The organism is Streptomyces sp. NPDC059851, from assembly GCF_042732005.1.
Classification (GTDB): domain Bacteria; phylum Actinomycetota; class Actinomycetes; order Streptomycetales; family Streptomycetaceae; genus Streptomyces.
Genome location: NZ_JBHWJJ010000094.1, coordinates 1 through 22,160, shown reverse-complemented (window position 1 = coordinate 22,160; position 22,160 = coordinate 1). Strand labels below are relative to the sequence as shown.

Sequence of the window (22,160 nt, the reverse complement as noted above, 5' to 3'; positions counted from 1 at the left end):
CTCTGTTCAGGTTACGCACGGATGGCCACGCTGAGTCACGTGAATCAGGAAATCTCCCTCGACGCCACCCTCCCCGCAACCCCGCGCGGCGCTCGCCTCGCTCGCGCGCTCACGGTGCACCAACTTACGGAACATCGGCTTCCGTTCACCGAGGCAGCGCAGGTGGTCGCAGAGCTCGCCGCGAACGCGGTCACCCACGGGAGGGTCCAGGGGCGGAGCTTCCGGCTGCACCTGCACATCGATCCCGGGCCTACGCTCCGTATCGAGGTGTCGGACACCCGCGCCGAGGTCGCGCCGCCGGCCGTAGCCGAAGTCCCGTCACCCGAAGACGAGTCGGGGCGCGGGCTCGTCCTGGTGTCGAGTCTGGCGGCTCGCTGGGGAACGGATCACGGCCCCGCACCCCTGAAAACGGTGTGGGCAGAATTGGACCTGGGTGGTCCGATTTCGCCGGATCGAGGTTTTCACGACCCGGTGGTCCACACTCCGGTATCGCTCGACACCTAGGAATAAACAACCGGGGGAAATGACCTTTCCCAACCTCCCCCCTCCCCCTCTCACCCGGTCGGGTGAATTGCGCCAACCCTGCTGGTGCAATTGCCGATCCGCGGTGCAGAGTCGGCCTCGACAGACCCCACGAACGCAATCGGCCCTCGCATGGGACTGCCATCCCGCCGCGAGGGCCTGACCACGCAGGAAGCAGGACCTTCCCCATGGCTGACCAGCAGCTTAGCGCGCCTGCACGTGCATTGTCGGGGATCCGACACATCAACCGCGCCCACCGCACCAGGTTCGTCGTCATCGGCAACCACCTTGCACAGCATGGCGACTTGAGTCTCACTGCGATCGGACTGGGCACGCACATCCAGTCGTTGCCGCCCGGCGCCACGGTGACCATCAAGGCTCTGGCCTCGCGCTTCCCCGAGGGCGAGGTACGTATCGCCACGGCCCTGCGCGAGCTGGAGCAGCACGGCTACCTGGGCCGCTACCAGGAGCGGCTTCCCTCGGGCCGGGTCGTGACCTACACCGTGTCGTACAACAATCCCCCGGCACTCAGGGCGGAGGCGAGGAAGCGGAACGACGAGCCGCCCCCGGAGCCCCCCGAGCCGGACGGCGACGGCGGCGGCCACCCGACGCCCACCGAAGAGGAACCCCCCACCCCCGAGCCCGGGGAAAGGGAACCGGAGCCGCTCCCTGGGCCGGAGGTCGCCCCGCCCCCCGAGGCGGATGCGGAGGCGCGTTCGCTGCTGGCCCGGTTGCGGCTGCGGGATCCCCGGTTGGTGTTGTCGGAGCGGGACGTGGCCCGGCTGGCCCCGGCCGTGGCCGCCTGGCTGGAACGCGGTCTCACCCCGAGCGCGGTCAGCGCCACCCTGACCCGCAGCCTCCCCCTGACCCCGGTCCACTCCCCGTACGGCCTGCTCGCGCACCGCCTCCGCGAGCTGATCCCGCCCGCGATCCCGGCCGGCCCGGCGATCCGCCCGCCGGGTCCGGACCGGGTGATCCACCCCCTCCAGTGCTGCGAATCCTGCGGCAAGGCCTACCGCGCCCCCACCCGCGGCGGCCACTGCGGACCCTGCACCCGCGCCGTGGACCCGACGAAAGTCGCGTAGCCGGGCAGGCCGGGGCGCTGCGATAGTCGGCGCATGAGCCGCCAAACGCCTGCCCCTGCCGACGAAACGCCCTTGACCGTCGAGGAGTACGCGGCGCTGCGAGCAGCCGTCTCCAGCGGTGCCGGGCTTCAGAACGACGGACGACCATGGACGCTCAACTTGCTGTTCGAGGCCTGGCAGGACCTCGTGGAGGAGGTGGAAGAGGGCTACGGGTGGTGCGCTCCGGAACTCGACAACGACCTCTGGTGCCGGACCGCGCTGGCCGGAGTCTGGCGGCTGCTGCCCCCGCGCGTGCAGACGATTCGCCAGTCCGAGCTCGACGAACTGGACGCCCGCTTCCGTGCGGCCACGATTCCCTGGCCCGACCGGGACGAAGACCCGCGCCGGTGGTGGGAATGGCGCGTCCCGCGAATCCTCGAAGCCGAACCCGGCGAAAGCCGGTGGAAGGGCTGGCCCGTGGGCTGGGGCATGCTGCCGTTCCCCAAGCCGGACGAGGTCGACGTCGTCGAGTGACCCTGCCGCCGTCCTGACCGCGGCTCCGGCTCACCGGTTGCGCAGGCGCCCCCGGGCCGCCGCGCCGAGGGCGATGCCCCAGACCAGGAACAGCCCGTACCAGAAGAGCCCCCACACTGCGTCCGGGTGGGCGTCCTCGGCGGCGAAGGCCGGCGCCGAGACGACGCGTTCGGCGGCGAGCAGGTACTGGAGGGCGAAGTAGGTGAAGCCCCACAAGGTCATGCCGGCCGAGGCGATGCGGGGACCCCGAGCAGGCGGCGCGGCAGTCGGCGGCCCCACGGCCGGACCAGGGCGAGGGCGAGGACCGCGCCGAGGACCGCGACGCCGCCCATCCCCCAGTAGCCGACGGCCGCCTCCCACGTGCCGTGCGGGGCCGCGGCGAAGTCGCCGGGGAAGGTGGCACCGACGCCTGCGCCCCACCAGAAGTGCGGGGCGGCGTACGCGAGGGCCGCCGCTGCGGCCACGTACCCGGTGTACCCGGCCCGCCGGTCATGCGGTGCGGTGGTCGTCGCCCCTGTCGCTGCTGCCTGTGCCATGGCGTCCCCCACCCTGCCCGTCCCGGTACGGCGGAGGCCCGCTGCCTCCCGCGCGCAACCAGCCTGTCCGAGCCCGCCCCGCGTCGGATCGCCCGCACGCATGCACCCCGCCTCCCCCGCGCGGGGGAGGCCCGGCTAGGCCCGGTGGCGCTGCAGGCGGCGGTACCGACTCGCACTCCCATCAATGTCTGAAACCACATGCTTTGCTACTGAAACACCTTGAGGGCGCTTTGTGTCGATCGTATGGTCGTGCCTGACCGTAGCCGTGATCATCCGGAGCAGGTGAGGTGCATGGAAGACAGGCCCGTAGGCGGAACCGCGTTGGCGGTCGCCGGGTTCAACGCGGCCTTGACGATCGCGGCCGCAGCGCTCACCTGGGACGGCGGTCCCAGTCCGTGGGCGGCTGCCGCGGCAAGTTCCGTGCTGGTCTTCCTCATACTTCTCCGCAAACGCTGACGGTCGGCGAATCCCGATCCACTCCCCGAGGAACGCGGAGCACGTGAGGGCCGGGGCGCTAGTGCGGCAAGGGCCGGCCCCAGTCCGGAAGCAGGTCCCAGGAGCCGTACTCCAGCCACTCGGCGAACGTGACCGGCCGGGCCCCAGCCGCGTGGTCGAGGGACATCGGGACGATCCGGCCGCAGGTGGCCCGGCCGTCCCACCACACCGTGCCGGCCAGCGAACCGGACAGCGCAAGCAGCGTGGCGAAGCCGCAACCGTCGGTGCATGCGGACCACCCTGGACAGCGCCGGCCTGTCGGCCGGATACACCGGCTGGGGGAGTGCTCGGGGCCCACCCTGGATCCGCATACCTGTCTCATTCTGTGCGTGTCGGAAGAGCAAAGCCGAGCGCGTACCAGGACATCATGCAGAATGCGTACGCGTCGGAGGGCGAGATCTCGAAGGAGGGCTGGGGCGAAGTCTGTCCGCTGACCTGGCTAGATGCCTGCCTGCGGCAACCAGGGCGTTGTCGGTTGTCTCGCATAACCTCCTTCGAACTCTTGGGGGTGGGGATTGTGAGTGGTGGCGACGGCAAAGACCTGGAGATGGATCCGGTTGCCGTGCGGAGCATCCAGGACGGGCTGCGGGCGGCGGTGGGGGAGTTGCGGGAGTTCGCCACGGACACCTCGGCCGTAGCCGGGTCCGGTATGAGCCGGCTCGCGCTGACGGGTTTTGAGGCCGGCCATCCGGCGGTGGCCTCGGCCCTGGAGGGCTTCTGCGAGCGGTGGGACCTCGGGGTGGCCAGCCTCGTGATCAGTACGAGCGGGCTTGCCGAGCGTCTGGGGATTGCGGCGGGCTCGGTCTGGGAGGAGGACCAGTACCGCAACGGCACCTTCAAGGTGCTGGTCAATGCCGGTATCGGCAACCCCCACGCCTCGGAGGACGAGGTCGAGAAGAAATCCATGGACGCGATCCTCTCGGACCACGCGTTCAAGCGGGAGACGCCGGAGCAGGCCCGCCAAGCCAGGGAGGACTTCGACCGTACTTGGGCGGACACCAAGCACAGGGTCCTCAACGAGGGGATCGGCGGCGGCCTGTTGGAGAACGTCGCCGAGGCGCAGGGCATGGACCGCGAAACGCTTGACCACATGCGCAACCCGCAGGTTCCAGGACAGCACGGCACCGCTCACAGCGGTGAGCAGCACGGTGATGAGGGGGCAGGTTCTGATGGGCGACGGTAACTGGCTGGAGAAGGGCGCAGCCATCACCGGGGACGCCGTCGAATGGCTCGGTGGCAAGACCGCTGATGCGCTGGAGGACGTGGGCTGGCAGGGGGGCGCCAATGCCGTCCGCAACACGGCGAACTCCGCGGCGAACCGTCTGGGTGCCGATGTCGGCGAGGTCGACCTCGGCCAGACCGAAGACCCCAAGCAGCTGGTCCACGGCAGCGAGAGCAGCCTGCGTGCGACCGCCGGACACCTGCGTGATTTCAGCACGGCCTTCACCCGCACCGGGGAGGGCCTGAAGAAGCTGGGCACGGACGGCATCAAGGGCGCCTCGGCTGACGCCTTCCGGGACTCTGTCCAGGAGAAGGCACCTCGCTGGTTCGCCGCCGCGGCAGCCTTCGATTCGGCGGCTGGCACGGTCGCCCGGTTCGCCGACACGGTGACGTGGGCGCAAGGTCAGGCGAAGGAGGCGATCGACGAGTACAAGGCTGCGGTGAAGCTGTCGGAGAACGCCCGTAGCGCCTACAACACGTGGGTGAAGGATTACGAGGCGGCTGTGAAGGCCGAGCGGAATCCGCTGCCCGCCCGCCCGGGTGGCTTCACCGATCCGGGTGCCGACGGCATCAAGGCCGCCCAGCAGAAGTTGGCCGAGGCGCGGCGCCAGCGTGACGACGTCGCCCACTCGGCCGCCCAGGCTCTGGAGAAGGCCCGGGATGCGGCACCGAAGGTGTCGGCCACCGAAGCCGCGATGATCGAAATCGTACGCAAGGGCGCCGAGTACCAGCACTTCCTCGGCGGTGTCGCCAAAGGCGCGGCCGGCATGGTCAACACTTACCGCGCACTGGATTCCAACGACCCGTACAACATCAACCATCCCACCGTGGCCCAGATGGGCCTCAACAGCATGGGGGCCAACTTCCTCACGGCTGCCAACACCCCCGACGCCACAGCCAAGGCCCTGATCGACAGTGCGATGAAGGACCCGTACGAGTTCGGCGGCAAGCTCGTACCGGAAGCGGCTGTATCGAGGGGGTCCGGCCTGCTGTCGGGCGCGGCCCGCACCGCCGCAGGAGCCACCCGCCTCGCCGACGACATGGCGCATGCACCGAAGCCCCCGAGAGGACGGGAGGGGCCGGAGAAGCCGGAAGAGCCGAAGGGGCCGTCCGCCGGCGAGGAGCTGGACAGGGATCCGCACGGGACGTCGCGCGAACCGTGCGACCGGACCTGCCGGGAGGATCCGGTCGATGTCGCAACGGGCCGGATGATCCTGCCCCAGACCGATCTCGTCCTGCCCGGCTCACTGCCCCTCGTGATCAGCCGCACCTTCGAATCGTCCTACCGCCTGGGCCGCTGGTTCGGCCCGAGCTGGTCCTGCACGCTCGACGAGCGCCTGGAGATCGACGAGACGGGCATTGTCCTGGTCGGCGAGAACGGCAGTCTGCTCGGCTATCCCCACCCCTCTCCAGGCGGTCCCGTCCTCCCCCATCTGGGGCGGCGCTGGCCGCTGGAACGGCAGGAGGACGGCGGCTACACGGTCACCGACCCCGACACGGGGCGGGTCCGGCACTTCACCGAACACGGCCTGCTCATACAGATCGACGACCGTAACGGCGCCTGGATCACCTTCACCCACGACGAAGCCGGCGCCCCGGTCAGCGTTGCCCACAGCGGCGGCTACGAGGTCCGCCTGTCGACCTCCGACGGCCGAATAACCGGCCTCGACCTGGCCGACGGCACCCAGGTCCTCCGGTACGGCTACACCGACGGCAACCTCACCGAGGTCACCAACTCCTCCGGCCGCCCCCTCCGCTTCGGCTACGACGACCTGGGCCGGATCACCTCCTGGACCGACACCAACGACCGCCACTTCGACTACGTCTACGACGACGAGCACCGCTGCATCGCCCAGTCGGGAACCAACGGCCACCTCAACGTCCGCTTCGCCTACGAGCCGGGCCGCACCACCCTCACCGACTCCCTCGGCCACCGCACGCAGTTCCTCGTCAACGACCGCGCGCAGATCACCGCGGAGATCGACCCCACAGGCGCCACCACCCACTTCGAACACGACCGCCGCAACCGGCTCCTCTCGCGCACGGACCCGCTGGGCCGCACAACCCGCCTCGATTACGACGAGGACGGGCGCCTGACCACCGTGACCCGCCCGGACGGCCGCCGGACCCGGGCCGAGTACAACGCGCTGGGCCTTCCCGTCCTGCTGGCCCACCCCGACGGCGGGGTCAGCCGCCAGACGTACGACGAACACGGCAACCGAACCTCGGTGACCGACCAGTCCGGCGCCACGACACGCTTCACCTACGACATCCGCGGCCACCTGTCCTCGGTGACGGACGCCCTGGGCAACACCACCACGGTCCGCTGCGATCCAGCAGGCCAGGTCATCTCGGCAACGGACCCCCTAGGCGGAGCGACCACCTACGAACACGACGCGTTCGGCCGCCCGACCGCGATCACGAACCCCCTGGGCCACACGACCCACCTCACGTGGAGCGTCGAGGGCCGCCTCCTGCGCCGGGTGCACCCCGACGGCACGGAGGAGTCCTGGACCTACGACGGCGAAGGCAACTGCCTCACCCACACGGACCCGATCGGCGGCGTCACGGTCTCCGAGTACGGCGACTTCGACCTCCTCACCGCCCGCACCGGCCCCGACGGCACCCGCCACACCTTCACCCACGACACACAGCTCCGCCTCACCGACGTCACCAATCCGCAGGGCCTGACATGGAGCTACACCTACGACCCGGCCGGCCGCCTCGCCTCCGAAACGGACTTCGACACACGCACCCTCACGTACGCGTACGACGCGGCCGGCAACCTCACGTCGAGCACCAACACCCTGGGCGAGACGACCACCTACGAACACAACACACTCGGCCAAACGGTCCGCAAGGACGCGGCAGGCCTGATCACCACGTACGAATACGACGCCTTCGACGCCCTCGCCAAGGCGTCCTCACCCGATGCCACCATCACCTGGCTCCGTGACGACACAGGCAGGCTCCTCTCGGAGACGGTGAACGGCCGCACCCTCACATACGGCTACGACACCCTGGGCCGCCGCACCAGCCGCACCACGCCCACGGGCACCGAATCCCACTGGACGTACGACGCAGCAGGCCGACGCACCTCCCTCACCACCGCCGGCCGCACCCTGACCTTCGAGCGGGACGCAGCCGGCCAAGAGCTGACCCGGACCCTGGGCCAGGCCTTCTCCCTCACGCACGAGTACGACGTCATGGGCCACCGCACCGCCCAGTCGGTCATCGGCCAGGACGGCCGCACCCTCCAACGGCGCGGATACAGCTACCGCGCCGACGGCTACCTGACGGGCATCGACGACTCCCTCACCGGCCTGCGCACCTTCGCCCTGGACACGGCCGCCCGCGTCACGGCCGTGGATGCGGCCTCCTGGTCCGAGCGGTACGCGTACGACGACGCCGGCAACCAGACCAGCGCCTCCTGGCCGACCAACCACCCCGGCGCAGAAGCGCAGGGCAACCGCACCTACACGGGCACCCGCATCACCCGCGCGGGCTCGATCCGCTACGAGCACGACGCCTTGGGCCGCGTCACCCTCCGCCAGAAGACCCGGCTCTCCCGCAAGCCGGACACCTGGCGCTACGAGTGGAACTCGGCGAACCAACTGGCCGGCGTCGTCACCCCGGACGGCACCCGCTGGCGCTACCGCTACGACCCCCTGGGCCGCCGCACCACCAAACAGCGTCTGTCGGACACCGGCGCGGTGACCGAGGAAACCCTATTCACCTGGGATGGCACCGCCCTCTGCGAGGAAACGAGCGGCCAGGTCACCCTGACCTGGACCCACCAGGGCCCCCACCCCCTCACCCAGACGGAACACATCGACCAGGCCGAGATCGACGACCGCTTCTTCGCGATCGTCACCGACCTGGTCGGAACCCCCACCCACCTCATAGCGGAAGACGGCACCACGGCGTGGCACACCCGCAGCACCCTGTGGGGCACCACAACCTGGAACCGCGACGCAACCGCCTACACCCCGCTCCGCTTCCCGGGCCAGTACTACGACCCGGAATCCGGCCTCCACCACAACTACTTCCGCACGTACGACCCCGAAACCGCCCGCTACCTCACCCCCGACCCCCTCGGCCTCACCCCGGCACCCAACCCCGCCACCTACATCCACAACCCCCACACCTGGGCCGACCCCCTCGGCCTCGCCCCTGATGGTTGTCCGGACCTGGGCGAGGAATGGACACCTCTTGACATCGCGGACCCCAAGAACTGGAATGGATGCGAAGATGTGGCAATAAAGATCCAGGAACAACTGGGTGGCGGAGTGAGATACAGGATCAGCAACGCAATTCCTCATCCACTCGCCGAATCCTATTCCATGGGCCCTTATCGCGGCACGGATCCCGTCTGGTTCCATCACGATGTCGTCGTCTACGGCGATAGGGTATACGACGGATTTACGGGTCGATACGGACTACCGAAGGCTGAATACGAGGCACTCTGGAGTCCGGACTATCTCGACATACTTCATTGGAGGCCACTCGATTGAGGCTCGCGGAAATCATCCCACACTTGCGGATTAGGCCTGGAATGTTCGGCCTGGATGGGCGATTCTCCAGCTATGTGGCGTTTCTGTATGGATTTTCGGCGGCTGACCAGTATGGCGATCTTGCCAGGTACCGACACTGGCTGGCCGAGCAGCTCGCACTCGATGGCAGCATTGGGTGGCCGGGGATCGTCCTGCGCGCAGCATTCCCCCACGACAGCAAAAGGTGGGATTTTTATGCAGAGCGCTCCACAGAAGAGGAGCGAATCGCTATCGCGACCTTGATTCGAACCCTAGAAGAGTTCATGGAACAGACGCCTTGAGTCACTGCGTCCGTTTTGCGGCGCCTCACGGCATTCGTGCCGAAATTATATCTCGACCACCCTGACCTACGAGGCCGAAAACAACCCCTGGCGAGGCGGGTTCCGGTCGACGCCATGGTGCGGGGGCCGTCGCCGTCTGGCTCAGCGAAGGCCAATTCTCCGACATCGTGAAGAGGGGTTTTCTGTGGTAGTAGAAAGGCAGTGGAAGGCCGCGAGGGACGTACCGGCTGATGCAGCTGCCGGCGAGCAGCTGAGGCTCATGAGGGAGCCGTCCAGGGGCACTATTGCCTCCGAGGAGTTCGCTGCACTCTGGCTTGCTGCTCGGCGCCGATCCTTGAGGGAGGGAGAACGCCTCGGTGAGCGCCTTTCCCGTCATCTCGACCAGGTGCTTTACGCCGTGGACGAATATCCGATCGATCCTAGCCTCCGAGAAAGTGACGACCTGACAGCCAGTGAATTGATCGCCGTCGTGAATGACGTGCTAGATCAAATTTACCGGGGCGAGGAGTAACGCGGGCCGATACGGAGAATAGGCCAGCCCAGAACCGGAAGTGCAGGAGCTTGGCGCGGCCCCGGCGGAGCCGTCGGTGAGGATTCGCCATCGGCCGTCCCCGTGCCCGGCAACCGCAACGACTCCGTTGCGCACCAGCAGCTTGCGCACGCCCTGGACCGTGTAGGTCAGGTGGAAACGCCGGCCGATCACCGTCTTCACGCGGCTCAGGGTCCAGCGCTGGTCCTCCCAGCCGTGCGCGGCCGGCCCCCTGGCCAGCTCCGCCTCCAGCTGCGTGAACTGCTTCTCGCTCAGCCTCGGCAGCGACGCCGGCCCCTGCGACCGCAGAGCACGCGGACCCCCCTCGTCCCACATCTGCCGCCACCGCTGCACCGAGCGGACGCTGACCCGCAGGTCCTTGGCAATCACCGAGCTCGCTTCGCCCCGGGCGAACCGCTCCGCCGCCTGGAGCCGTAATCCCTCACGAAACTGCTGCCGTTCGGCGGTCAGCCCGCCCCCCTTGTGGATTACGCATGCCCCGGTGATACCGCACAGGCGACGAGCAGTCAGCTCCTACGACACCACGAGTTCAACCTCAGTGATGTGTTCCCCGAGGCGGCGTCAGCCGGCGTAGAAGAGGTCGTCGACGACGGCGCGGGCGCGGCGGGTGGTGCGGCGGTAGTCGTCCAGCATTTCGCCGACCGTGCCCTCCGCGTAGCCGAGGTAGCGGCCGACCGCGGACAGTTCGCGGGCCTCCGAGGGGAAGGTGTCCCCGGCGCGGCCGCGGACCAGCATCACGGCGTTGCGGACCCGGGTGGCCAGGACCCAGGCCTCGTCCAGGACCTGCGCCTCCTCGGCCGGGATCAGGCCGGCGGCCTGGGCGGCGGCCAGGGCTTCGCGGGTGCGGGTGGTGCGCAGGGCGGGCACGGCCGAGGCGTGCCGCATCTGGAGCAGTTGGACGGTCCACTCGACGTCGCTCAGTCCGCCGCGGCCCAGCTTCGTGTGCAGGGTGGGGTCGGCGCCGCGGGGCAGACGTTCCGACTCCATGCGGGCCTTGAGGCGGCGGATCTCGCGGATGGCGTCGTCGCCGAGGCCGTCGGAGGGGTAGCGCAGCGGGTCGATCAGGTCGATGAAGCGGCGGCCGAGGTCCAGGTCCCCGGCGACGGGTGCGGCGCGCAGCAGGGCCTGGCTCTCCCAGGTCAAGGACCAGCGGCGGTAGTACGCGGCGTACGAGGCGAGGGTGCGGACGAGGGGGCCGGAGCGGCCTTCGGGGCGCAGGTCGGCGTCGATGAGCAGCGGCGGGTCGGCGGTGGGGAGCTGCAGGAGGCGGCGCATCTCGGCGATGACGGTCTGGGCGGCCTTCGCGGCTGCCTGTTCGTCGACGCCCTCGCGGGGCTCGTGGACGAACAGGACGTCGGCGTCGGAGCCGTAGCCGAGTTCGTGGCCGCCGAAGCGGCCGACTCCGATGACGGCGAACCGGGTGGGAAGGGTGTCGCCCCACTGGTCGCGGACGGCGGCGCGCAGTGCTCCGGCGATGGTGGCGGCGGTGAGGTCGGAGACGGCCCGGCCGACGCGGTCGACGAGGGCCCCCTGGTCCGTTTCGGCGGGACTGTCCTCCGTACCGTACGAGGCGATGATGTCGGCGGCGGCGGTGCGGAACAGCTCACGGCGGCGGACCCCGCGCGCCGCGGTGACGGCGGCTTCGGCGCTGTCGGCGCGGCCGACGGCGGCCAGCACCTCCTGCTCCAGGGCCTCGTGCGTACGGGGCTGGAGGCCCTCGGGGTCGCCGAGCAGGGCGACGGCCTCGGGGGCGCGCATCAGCAGGTCGGGGGCGAGACGGCCGGCGGACAGGACGCGGGCCAGGTTCTCGGCGGCGGCACCCTCGTCGCGCAGCAGGCGCAGGTACCAAGGGGTCTTGCCGAGGGCGTCGGAGACCTTGCGGAAGCCCAGCAGGCCGGCGTCCGGGTCGGCGGAGTCCGCGAACCAGCCCAGCATCACCGGCAGGAGGGTGCGCTGGATGGCGGCCTTGCGGGTGACTCCGGAGGCGAGGGCCTCCAGGTGGCGCAGGGCGGCGGCCGGGTCGGCGTACCCGAGGGCTTCGAGGCGCTGGCCGGCAGCGCGCGGCGACAGCCGGGTCTCGCCGGGGGCGAGCTGGGCGACCGCGTCCAGGAGCGGTCGGTAGAAGAGCTTCTCGTGCAGGCGGCGGACCACGGTGGCGTGGCGGCGCCAGGCCTTGTTGAGCTCGACGACGGGCTCGGTGCGCAGGCCGAGGGAGCGTCCGAGGCGGCGCAGGTCGGCCTCGTCCTCGGGGACGAGGTGGGTGCGGCGCAGGCGGTGGAGCTGGATGCGGTGCTCCATGGCGCGCAGGAAGCGGTACGCGTCGTTCAGCTGGGCGGCGTCGGCGCGGCCGACGTAGCCGCCGGCGGCGAGGGCGTGCAGGGCGTCGAGGGTGGTGCCGGAGCGCAGGGTGGCGTCGCTGCGGCCGTGGACGAGCTGGAGCAGCTGCACGGCGAACTCGACGTCGCGCAGGCCGCCCGGTCCGAGCTTCAGCTCGCGGTCGACCTGGGAGGCGGGGATGTTGTCGACGACGCGGCGGCGCATCTGCTGGACGTCGGCGACGAAGTTCTCGCGCTCGGCGGCCTGCCATACGAGGGGGCTTATGGCCTCGATGTACTGGGCGCCCAGCTCCGCGTCGCCGGCAACGGCGCGGGCCTTGAGGAGGGCCTGGAACTCCCAGGTCTTGGCCCAGCGTTGGTAGTAGGCGAGGTGGGAGGAGAGGGTGCGGACGAGGGGGCCGTTGCGGCCCTCGGGGCGGAGGTTGGCGTCGACGGGCCAGATGCTGCCCTCGACGGTGGTCTCGGAGCAGATGCGCATGAGGTGGGAGGCGAGGCGGGTGGCGGCCTGGAGCGCCTTGTGCTCGTCGCCGCTGGCACTGCCGGTGCTGGTGCCGTTGCCGTTGCCGTTGCTGGTGCCCTTGGCCGTCCCGTTTCCTCCGTTGGCGGCTTCCGCGACGAAGATGACGTCCACGTCGGAGACGTAGTTCAACTCGTTGCCGCCGCACTTGCCCATGGCGATGACGGCGAGACGGCACCGCGCCGCGTCCTCCGGTGCGGCCGCGCTCGCGATGCGCAGGGCCGCTCGGAGGGTGGCGGTGGCGAGGTCGGCCAGCTCGGCGGCGGTCTGGGCGACGTCGATGGTGCCGCAGACGTCGCGGGCGGCGATGGAGAGCAGACAGCGACGGTACGCGACGCGCAGCGCGACGGGGTCGTGCGCCTCGGCCAGGCACTGCTCGAACTCTGCGAGACCCGGGTGCAGGTCGGCGGCCTCGTAGGTGACGAGGGCGTGCCAGTCGCGGGGGTGACGGGCGAGGTGGTCGGCGAGGGCCTCCGAGGCTCCGAGGACGCCGAGGAGGCGGTCGCGCAGGGGCTTGGAGCTGAGGAGGGTGTCGAGGAGGGCGGGCCCCTCCTCGGCGGGCTGCGCCTCGGCGAGTCGGACCAGGCCGCGGAGGGCGAGGTCGGGGTCGGCGGTGGCACCGAGGGCGTCGAGGAGCACCGGGTCGGCGCGTACGGGAGCCAACGCGTCGGCCTCGAGTAGTTGGGCCGCAGCCGAGGGGTCGGTGAAGCCGCTGCGCAACAGCCTCGTGAAGGTACTGCTCCTGCGTCCCGGGACCGTCATCCCGTCGCCTCCCGCGTCCCGCGTCCGTACGTCGCTCACCGCCACGGCCCTCGCGGGCCCTGGGGTGAGCCTATCCGGATCAGGAGTTCGACTCACCGGGGAGCGGGTGGGTGCGTCTCGTACGGCCCGGAGTTGCATATCATGACGCGGATTCTCGGATTGTCAGATTCTTTGTCCGACTTTCTGCCCTGAAGACTGACCACCTTCGGCTGCCCACCCTCCCCGCCGGGGGCTGCGCCCACCCGCCGACCGACCGGCCACGAGGACCCACATGCCCGACGGACGCCCCGGCCCGGGCACGCCCCCCTGGCTCCCCACCGGCGGCCCGGGCACCCCGCCTTGGCTCCACACCGACGGGCCGGACGCGCCCGCCGCCGGGGTCGGCCCCGGTACGCCCGGCCCGGCCGGCGCCCGGCCCGGCGGCGACCCGCACCAAGGGTCGAACGTCCACGGGTACGAGCACGGGCGCGAGCAGCACGGCCACGCCCACGAACGGGACTTCGGCCCGGGCTCCGTGTCCGGGCAGGGCCACGCCTGGCACCAGACACACGGCTACGGCCACGGCCACGGACCAGAACAGGGCGACGTGCCGGGCCCCGGGCCGGCGTACGGCGGGTACGACCTCGGACAAGCCCACCGCTGGGAGCAGCAGTACGAGCACGCACCACGGCCGGAACACGACGACCGGCACGGACACGAATATGGGTACGGGCACGGACACGGACACGAGCACGGGCACGGACACGAGCACGGGTACGGGCACGAGTACGGGCACGGACACGGGCCGGACTTCGGCACCGCCCACGTGCAGGGCCACGACGCGGACTTCGGCGGCGGCCGTGAACGGGCTCCCGGGTACACCCACGTCCCCGCAACGGACCCCGCACACAGTCCCGTCCACATACCGGGCCACGGCCAGGTGCCCCGGCACGGCCACATACCGGACTACGAGCAGAACCACGGGAACCACCTGCACCACGGCCACCACGGCCACCACGGCCACCACGGTCACGGCCACGGCCACCTGCAGGGGCAGGCCGTAGGTCACGACCGCGGCATGCCGCTGGAGTGGCAGCCCCGTCCCGATGGGCATCCCGGTCCGGCGGCGGCAGCGCAGGTTGGGGAGAGCGGCGCTTGGTCCCCTGACACCCCCGGGTACGCCGCGGCCCCGCCCAGCGCGCAAATGCCCTCCGCAGCAGCGGACTTCGGCATACCCGCCGCCGGAGCGGCAGGGCACGGACAGGCCGGGGCCGGGTTCGTCCCCCACCCCTCGACCGGCGAGCCTGCAGCATCCGGACCCGCCCCCGAGCACCACGTACCGCTCGGCGGCGGGCACCCGTCCGACGACCCGACACCGGATGGGGACCGTCGCGGGCGGGCGCGCCGCCGGCCCCGTACGGGCGTCACCGCCCCCGGCGAAGCCGAAGCCGACACCGGACGCCGTGCCTCGCGCCGGGACCGTACGGCGAACGGCCCCGAGGACCCGGGCGACCGGGCCAGCCGTGGCGACCGGGCCAGCCGAGACGGCCGGGCGGCCCGATCCCCGCGACCCCGCTCCGAGCGGGCAGGCCGGGACGGTCAGGCCCCCCGGACCCGACGAGGCAGCCAGCCCGACCGAGGCACCCGGTCCGGCCCCCGGACCCGTACGGACGCCAAGGCCCGTGCCAACAGGACCGCCGACGGCTCCCGCCGCCCCCGTGGGCGGCGGCTCGTCAAGGCCGTCGGGGTGATCGCGGCCCTCGCCGCGACCGGCATGTTCGCGCTACGCGGCTCCGACGCCCTCGCCGGCGTCCGGGCCACCGACCCCACCGGGTCCTCGCCCACGGCCGCGCACCCGGCGGCATTCCCCGCACTCCCCGGAATGCCCACGGGCCCGGCCGCGGGCACCCGTGCAGCCGCGACCCCGGGCGCCCCCGATGCCGGCGGCCAGGTCCTGCAGGTCGTCGCCCACCCCGACGACGACCTGTACTTCATGAACCCCGACCTGCGGTACTCGCTGGCCGCCGGCCACCGCGTCACCACCGTCTACCTCACCTCCGGCGAAGCCGACGGCGTCAACGCCGGCGCCGCCAAGCAAACCGGTACCCCCGCCGACAAGCCCGCCTACGCCGAGGCCCGCCAGAACGGCATACGCGCCGCCTACGCGAAGATGGCCACCGGCGACCGCGCCGGAGCCTGGAAGCGCACCACCGTTCCCACCAAGGGCGGCGGCCGGGCCGAGGTCGACGTGCTCGTCGCCAAGCCCGAGGTCAACCTCGTCTGGCTCCAGCTCCGCGAGGCCGGCACCGTCTACGACGCCGTGCCCGAGAGCCTGCGCGGCCTGTGGGACGGCAAGGCGGCCCGCCTGGAGTCGGTGCTCGCCTCCGGCAGCCCGGTCAAGCAGCCGTTCTCGTACACGAAGGACCAGGTCGTCCAGACCCTCGTCGGCGTGCTGGAGCAGTACAAGCCGACGACCGTCCGCTCGCAGGACCCCACTCCCGGCCGGCACCCCGACACCAAGCGGTACACCGACCACCAGGACCACTTCTACGGCGCCCGCTTCGTACAGGCCGCCCTCGCCGCGTACGCCGAACGCGTCACCGACCGCCCGCACTTCGCCGTGCAGAACTACGTCGGCTACTACAACGGCTCCCTGCCCGGCAACCTGGCCGCCGACGAGGCCAAGGAAAAGCTCGACATCATGGGCATATACGCCTGGATCGACCGGCAGAACCACTGCGGCAGCAGCGCCGGCTGCGGCGACCTCAAGGTTGCCGACCGTCCCGAGGGCAACAACTGGACCTCGTCCATCAACTACGCCCGCGGCTCCGGAACCTCCTGGCTGGCCTCCGACAAGGAGCACGGCCTGTGGGCCTTCAAGGTGCTCGACGGCCAGGTCGCCGTCTGGCACCGGGCCGGACTGCTCGGCCCCTGGACCGGCCCGCGCCTGCTGCCCGGCACCGGCATGGACCCGGGCGCGTCCGCAGTCATGCTGCGCGACGGCCGGATCGCGGTCTTCACCACCCGCACCTCCTTCGGCACCCGACCCGCGGACTACCGGCGCGAGGTCGTGTACGCGGTGCAGGAACGACCGGGGGCGGAGGAGTTCGGCGACTGGCAGTCCCTGGGCACGCCCGAGGCCGCCGACGAGAACTGGACCTCCGACATCAGCGCCCCCGCCGTCTCGGTGGACGGCACCGGGCAGCTCGCGGCGTACGTGCGCGACGGCGCGTACACGCTGCGCGGGCGCGTGCAGCGCCCGGACGGCACCTGGGGGCCCTGGGAGCAGCACGGCGGCACCGACCTGCACGGCACTCCGGCCACCGCGACCGACGCCGCCGGCCGGCGCATGGTGTTCGCGGCGACGGCCAAGTCGGTGACGGGCTGGGTGCAGCCGAAGTCGGGCGCCCCGCTGGGGCCGGCGGCGCCGACCGGGCTGCCGGACACCACGCTCCCGCTCACGGTGGAGGGGCGCGAGGGCGGCGTACGGATGTGGTTCCGCAAGCCGGGCTCGGGAGACGTCCGCACCACCCTGTTCACCGCCGAGGAGAAGGACCCGCCCCGCGGTCCGAGCGGCAGCACCGGCGGCGGCGCCGGCGGCGGCCCCCTTAAGGCCGGTGAGGTCACCGCCCTCGGCGGGCTCCAGGGCTTCGGTGCCGTCGCGGCGAGCGGGCACGTCCTGGCGAGCCGCGCGGCCGGCGGGCAGCTGGGCTCCGACCTGGGTCGGGGACGACCGTGGGCGCGGTCCCCGCTGATGTTCGTCGGCGCCCCGTCCGCGGCACAGGCCGGCACCCCGACCGGCAGGAACACGGTCAGCCTGGCCGTCGTCGGGCTGGACGCGCGGCTGTACGTGACCTCCTCGGTCGGCGGGGGGCAGGGCGGGCAGGCGTACCTGACGCCGTGGCAGCCGGTCGGCCCGCCCGCCCCCGAACGGTAGGAGCCGTGCGGAACGCCTAGGCCTGCCCGGACCACGCGGCCCGCCCGGACCACGCAGACGGCGCAGACCGCACAGAGCACCCAAATGCTCCAACTGCCCTGATATGCACGCTCATTGGCGTCAGCCGCGAACGGCGCCATCGCATACGGTCTCTTCCGTGAAGCCGTCAGCCACAGGCGAAACCGGTGAACCAAGTCGCCGGATTCGGCCTCTCACTGACTGCTCAGCGGTTCTTCCCGCCCGGAACGACCCGAAGGCCAGGCCAGACGATGCCCCTTGCCCGCCGCCACTTCCTCCTCGCGGCCCTGCTCCCGGTATTCACCGTCGGTGCCACCGGCGTGCTCGCCATCGCCACCGGCGAGCAGACGTCGGCCGAGGCCACCCAGGACGGCAACCCAGCCACGGCCCTCCCGGCGAGCGTCACGGCCGGCTCGGTCGTCCAGGTCGTCGCCCACCCCGACGACGACCTGTTCTTCATGAACCCGGACCTCAGCCGCACCCTGGCGGGCGCTACGGGAACCCCGGGCACCCCGGGCACCCCGGGAACCACGCTCACCACCGTCTACCTGACCTCCGGCGAGGCCGACGGCCGCAACGAGGCCCGCGGCGGCGGTGCCTGGGACCCGGAGCAGCCCGCCGACCGCGCCCACTACGCGGAGGCCCGCCAGAACGGCATACGCGCCGCCTACGCCCAGATGGCCACCGGCGACCGCACCAGCGTGTGGAAGCGCACCGCGATACCCACCGAGGGCGGCGGCTTCGCCGAGCTCGACGTCCTCGTCGCCAGGCCCGAGGTCAACCTGGTCTGGCTCCAGCTGCGCGAGGCCCGCAACCCCACCGCCGACAACCCGGACAGCCTGCGCGGCCTGTGGCACGGGAAGATACCGGCGCTCGGCGCCCAACTGTCCTCCGGGAGCCCCGTCAAGCAGCCGTACGCGTACACCAAGGACCAGGTGGTACGGGCGATAGCCGGGATCCTGGCCCGGTACCGGCCGACGACGATACGCATGCAGGACCCGTCCCCCGGCCGCTACCCCGAGACCGGCAAGTACACCGACCACCAGGACCACATGTACGGCGCCCGCTTCGTGCAGGCCGCCACCGCCGCGTACGCCGACCGGATCACCGACCGCCCGCGGTTCACGGTGCAAAGCTACCTCGGCTACCACAACGGCTCCCTGCCGCACTCCCTGGACCCGCAGACAGCCGAGACGAAGATCGGCTTCCTCAAGACGTACGCCTGGCACGACCGCGAGAACCACTGCGGCAGCCCCTCCGGCTGCGGCGACCGCAAGGTCGCGGGCAGCCCCACCGGCCGCAACTGGGCCCAGTCCCTGCGCTACGCCCGCGGCGACAACGCCTCCTGGCTGACGGCCGGTACCCCCGGCCGGCTCTGGGCCTTCGCCGCCCTCGACGGCCGGATGGCCGTCTGGACCCGAGAGGGCACCCCCGGCCGCTGGACCGGCCCGGCCCTGCTCCCCGGCGGCGGCATCGACCCGGGCGCGAGCACAGCCCGCTTCCCGGACGGCCGCATCGCCGTCCTGGCCACCCGCACCACTCTCCACCCCGACTACCGGCGTGAGGTGGTGTACGCCGTCCAGACCGCGCCGGACGGCCCGTTCGGCCCGTGGCAGTCCCTCGACACCCCCGAGACGGCCGACGACGAGGGCACCTCCGCGATCAGCGCCCCGGCGGGGGCCGCGTCCCCGGACGGACGCCTCACCGTGTACGTACGCGACTCCCGGCGCACCCTGCGCGCCCGCGAGCAGCAGCCCGACGGCACCTTCGGCCCCTGGCAGCAGCTCGGCGGCGAGGACCTCCAGGGCGATCCGGCCACCGCGACCGACTCCGCCGGACGGCTCCACCTGTACGCCACCACCGGGAAGACCGTCCTGGGCTGGATCCGCCCCGCTCCGGGTGCGCCGCTGCAAGGCCCCTTCCCGACCGGCCTGCCGACGACCACGGTCCCGCTCACGGTGGCCCCGGAGGGCGCGGGGATCCGCCTGTACTTCCGCCGCCCGGACTCGGGCGTGGTCCGCACCGCCCTGGTGACGGCGGGCAACGGCGGCAAGCCGCAGGCCTCCAGCGTCTCGGAAGCGGGCGGCCGGGCGGGCTACGGCGCGGTCGGCGTCGCGGGCCGCACGCTGTCGGGCCGGGCGACCACGGGCACGGTCAGCACGACGGGCCTCGGCGGCCCCCCGGCCTGGACGGAATCGAAGATGCTGTACGCCGGCGCCCCGGCCGGCGTCCTCGAACAGGCGGGCGCCGCCACCACGGCAGTCCTCGGCCTGGACGCAGAACTCCACATCACCACCACGACCCCCGGCCGCCCCCGCCCGATCTGGCACCGCGCGGTCGCGCCCCCGCAGCCGTAACGGGAAACCGCATCAGAGCGGCGGCCGCAGCTCCACGAGCTGGTACAGGTGGTCGGCTTCCGCCGACCACCTGGCGAGGGCTTCGCGGTCGATCAGATGTATCCCGTGCACCGACGCCCACTTGACGGCGTCCCGGGTGAAGGAGCCGTTGGTGACGACGATGGCCGCGCCGGCCGCGTAGACCGGTTCGGCCGTGCCGTTGATCTGGTACAGCACGTCGGAACCGACCTTGCGGCCGCGGCGGGTGTGCTTGCACTGCACCGCGATCCGCCGGTCGACTGCATCGACCGCCAGCACGTCGACCGCCTGGTCCCCCCTGCCGCCGATGACCTGGGCCCTGAGGCCGTCACGCTCGAACAATCGGCGCACGATGGCCTCGAACTCGGCCGGGGTCGCCCCGTCGATGTCCTCGACGGAGGGGCTGTAGCCCGCTCGCCGCACGGCGCGATCGGATCCGAGTCCGGCCCGCCACGCCGCCCTGCGCCGGGCCTCCTCCAGGACGAGGCGCCGCAGCACGGCCCGGCCCTCGCGCTCGCGCCTGCGGACCTCCGTCGCGTGCTGACCGAGCCGGCGCCGGTGGAGGACACGGCCGAGGAGTACGGCGGGGAGGGCCAGCAGGAGCCCCACGGTGAGCGAGGCGGACACGTCCTGGATCCTCATGGATCCGCCCCCCGGGTCCACCGGGGCCAACGGCGATCCCGCGGCCCAGTTGTGGAGCACGGGTACAGCGAGGGCGCCCACGACGACCAGGCCCAGCTTCCAGCCGTCGACCACCCGCCACGGATACTCCGGCTGGCCCTGTCCGTGCCCGCGCGCCTGTCCCATCCCGCCCCCGTCCCACGCCCCGACCCCACCGGTCCGAGCATAGGACCGGCCACTGACACCCGGCGGTCCCCCAAGTCGGCAGGCCCCCCGAGCCGGGGCTACCGGCCCAGGACGTCGTCCTCGCGCCCCGGCCACGCGAGGGTGATGCCCACCCGGTCACACAGACCCACCCACCGGGGGTCGGAAGGCGCGTACTCGACCCAGAGCACGGCTCGCACCGTCGCCGCACGCTCGCGGAGCCTGTCGTGATAGTCGAGCAGTTGCCCGACACCGGACCGCAGTTGCCGGGTCTCGTTGCCGGGCGTGAGTGACTTCACCTCGCACACGGTCAGGTCCTCAGCCGTCAGACGCCACCCGAGATCGAAATCGGGGTCGGTGACGCGCGGGGAGAAGACGTCCAGCCCCCGGGCCTGAGCGGCCTCGGCGAGGGCGTTCTGCAACTTCCGGTGCGCCGTCAGGTTGCGTCCCGTGAGGTCGGGGTCGGGAGGGGTGAACTGCGGGGCCGCCGGCGTCACGGACTCGTCTGCGACGCGGTACCCGCATCCGACCGGAACAGTGGGCGGCTGGGTCGTCGTGCCGACCTCGGAAAGGTGGAAGCGGATCACCTTCCGCAGCGGTCCCCCACCCGTCTCGGGCGCTTCGTCGTACGAGTACGGCGTGGTCGGGTCCACGGCGAACTCGCCCACGTAGCGAACGACCCCACGGGACCCCTCGAAGACCCGGAGCGCCAGCCCCAGCTTCACGTGGTCGCGGATGGCGGCGTTCCCGGGGCTGTCGAAGCCCTGAGGACCGACCTGCCCCTCCCCCGTGTAGTGGAAGGTGCCGTCCTCCGCCCAGGTGTCGTAGTAGCCGTGCTGGTGGCCCGTTCGCGGATCGGTGAAGACCAGAACGTTCCTGGACTTCGCACACCGGCTGATGCCGCCCTGCCGGCTGCCGCCGTAGCGGTCGTGGAGCTCCTTGCGCTTCACGGTCGCACCGGGCTCCAGCAACCACTCGGGCCCCTCGGACGACTGCTGGCCGTGGAAGGCCTCCTCGAAGGCCTCCCATTGCGCATCGGTGACCTTGTGGGGGTTGCCCGCGAAGAGGGTGCCCAGGGGCGTCTTCTCCGCGAACCGCTCGTCCCGCACGAAGTGCTGCCTGGGAACCGGCCGGTCGAGCCACTGGTCCACGACCAGGGGTACGTACCAACGGACCCCCGGCTCCTCCTGCCAGTACTCGTCCGGTGCACTCGGCTGCTGGCTCGGGGCGCCCGTGATCCGCCCCCGCCCCACCAATCCCCCGCGGGGCCCTGTCATCCACATCACGAAGCCGTCGCCCTCCGCGAGCTCCGCGCGGTAGCGCGCGACGCTCCAGGACCGGAGCCGATGCCCGTCCCGCCGGAACCGGTCCAGATCGAAGACGTCCGGGTTGCACGTAAGCAGCCAAGCGCTCATACCCCACCCCCACTGGTTGACCAAGCGCGTCCCGAGGCTACGTGACGGCACACGGCTCGACCGCACGGACGCTGGAAGAGAACCGGACCGGTGCGCGACGGGGGGATGGGCGCCCCGGAGGGGTGGGACGGGTCCGGGCCGGCGGCTGAGTGGCGCCGGCCCCGAGCCCCGTGCGCGCGGGATACCGCCGCGGCGGTATAATAAAAAAAAAATAAACAGCCCACCAGTTAGGGAGTGTAT

The 22,160-nt window shown here is 71.6% G+C and carries 14 protein-coding genes; 8 read left to right on the top strand and 6 right to left on the bottom strand.

What is annotated here, in order from left to right; all coding sequences use genetic code 11:
• Positions 1 to 39: 39 nt before the first annotated feature.
• The 3 genes from ACFV7Q_RS26895 to ACFV7Q_RS26885 all read left to right on the top strand — a co-directional run bounded on the left by ACFV7Q_RS26895 (position 40) and on the right by ACFV7Q_RS26885 (position 2,120).
• Positions 40 to 504, top strand: a complete 465-nt coding sequence (locus ACFV7Q_RS26895) for an ATP-binding protein (RefSeq protein WP_385432058.1) — start codon at positions 40 to 42, stop codon at positions 502 to 504.
• Positions 505 to 827: 323 nt separating this feature from the next.
• Positions 828 to 1,607, top strand: a complete 780-nt coding sequence (locus ACFV7Q_RS26890) for a helix-turn-helix domain-containing protein (protein WP_385432056.1) — start codon at positions 828 to 830, stop codon at positions 1,605 to 1,607.
• Between the two features lie 33 nt (positions 1,608 to 1,640).
• Entirely contained in the window at positions 1,641 to 2,120 is a 480-nt protein-coding gene (locus ACFV7Q_RS26885; RefSeq protein ID WP_385432054.1) for a hypothetical protein, read from the top strand.
• Between the two features lie 30 nt (positions 2,121 to 2,150).
• Here the strand turns inward: ACFV7Q_RS26885 and ACFV7Q_RS26880 are convergent, their stop codons facing one another.
• Both ACFV7Q_RS26880 and ACFV7Q_RS26875 read right to left on the bottom strand, forming a co-directional pair.
• Positions 2,151 to 2,342: a hypothetical protein gene (locus ACFV7Q_RS26880; protein ID WP_385432052.1), complete on the bottom strand. Its 192-nt coding sequence runs from the start codon at positions 2,340 to 2,342 to the stop codon at positions 2,151 to 2,153.
• Complete coding sequence (locus ACFV7Q_RS26875; RefSeq protein WP_385432050.1) at positions 2,339 to 2,656, bottom strand: hypothetical protein; 318 nt, start codon at positions 2,654 to 2,656, stop codon at positions 2,339 to 2,341. Before ACFV7Q_RS26875 ends, ACFV7Q_RS26880 begins: the two co-directional genes overlap by 4 nt.
• Before the next feature lie 862 nt (positions 2,657 to 3,518).
• On the opposite strand from ACFV7Q_RS26875, the gene ACFV7Q_RS26870 reads away from it, so the two are divergent.
• The 3 genes from ACFV7Q_RS26870 to ACFV7Q_RS26860 are packed head-to-tail and all read left to right on the top strand — an operon-like array spanning position 3,519 to position 9,206.
• A complete protein-coding gene (locus ACFV7Q_RS26870; protein WP_385432048.1) occupies positions 3,519 to 4,334 on the top strand; it encodes a hypothetical protein in 816 nt (271 codons plus the stop codon).
• The gene (locus tag ACFV7Q_RS26865) at positions 4,321 to 8,886 is read left to right on the top strand and encodes a putative T7SS-secreted protein (RefSeq protein ID WP_385432046.1); all 4,566 of its coding nucleotides are present in this window, start codon (positions 4,321 to 4,323) and stop codon (positions 8,884 to 8,886) included. The genes ACFV7Q_RS26870 and ACFV7Q_RS26865 overlap by 14 nt, the downstream gene beginning before the upstream one ends.
• A gap of 41 nt (positions 8,887 to 8,927) precedes the next feature.
• On the top strand, positions 8,928 to 9,206 hold the full coding sequence (locus ACFV7Q_RS26860) for a hypothetical protein (protein WP_385432045.1): 279 nt from the start codon (positions 8,928 to 8,930) through the stop codon (positions 9,204 to 9,206).
• A 481-nt stretch (positions 9,207 to 9,687) separates the two neighbouring features.
• Here the strand turns inward: ACFV7Q_RS26860 and ACFV7Q_RS26855 are convergent, their stop codons facing one another.
• Both ACFV7Q_RS26855 and ACFV7Q_RS26850 read right to left on the bottom strand, forming a co-directional pair.
• Positions 9,688 to 10,125 (bottom strand): transposase, encoded by a 438-nt coding sequence (locus tag ACFV7Q_RS26855; RefSeq protein ID WP_385432044.1) that lies wholly within the window; start codon positions 10,123 to 10,125, stop codon positions 9,688 to 9,690.
• Between the two features lie 192 nt (positions 10,126 to 10,317).
• Entirely contained in the window at positions 10,318 to 13,371 is a 3,054-nt protein-coding gene (locus tag ACFV7Q_RS26850) for a bifunctional [glutamine synthetase] adenylyltransferase/[glutamine synthetase]-adenylyl-L-tyrosine phosphorylase (protein ID WP_385432042.1), read from the bottom strand.
• Positions 13,372 to 13,642: 271 nt separating this feature from the next.
• Here ACFV7Q_RS26850 and ACFV7Q_RS26845 point away from each other — a divergent pair, with 271 nt between their 5' ends.
• Complete coding sequence (locus ACFV7Q_RS26845) at positions 13,643 to 17,287, top strand: PIG-L family deacetylase (RefSeq protein ID WP_385432040.1); 3,645 nt, start codon at positions 13,643 to 13,645, stop codon at positions 17,285 to 17,287.
• Positions 17,288 to 17,556: 269 nt separating this feature from the next.
• Positions 17,557 to 19,662, top strand: a complete 2,106-nt coding sequence (locus ACFV7Q_RS26840; RefSeq protein WP_385432038.1) for a PIG-L family deacetylase — start codon at positions 17,557 to 17,559, stop codon at positions 19,660 to 19,662.
• A 12-nt stretch (positions 19,663 to 19,674) separates the two neighbouring features.
• Here ACFV7Q_RS26840 and ACFV7Q_RS26835 read toward each other — a convergent pair whose 3' ends face one another.
• Together ACFV7Q_RS26835 and ACFV7Q_RS26830 are read right to left on the bottom strand one after the other, a co-directional pair.
• Positions 19,675 to 20,487, bottom strand: a complete 813-nt coding sequence (locus ACFV7Q_RS26835) for a restriction endonuclease (RefSeq protein WP_385432036.1) — start codon at positions 20,485 to 20,487, stop codon at positions 19,675 to 19,677.
• Between the two features lie 98 nt (positions 20,488 to 20,585).
• Positions 20,586 to 21,920 carry an EVE domain-containing protein gene (locus ACFV7Q_RS26830; protein WP_385432034.1) on the bottom strand — a complete coding sequence of 445 codons (1,335 nt, stop codon included), beginning with the start codon at positions 21,918 to 21,920 and terminating at the stop codon, positions 20,586 to 20,588.
• Between the last annotated feature and the right edge of the window lie 240 nt (positions 21,921 to 22,160).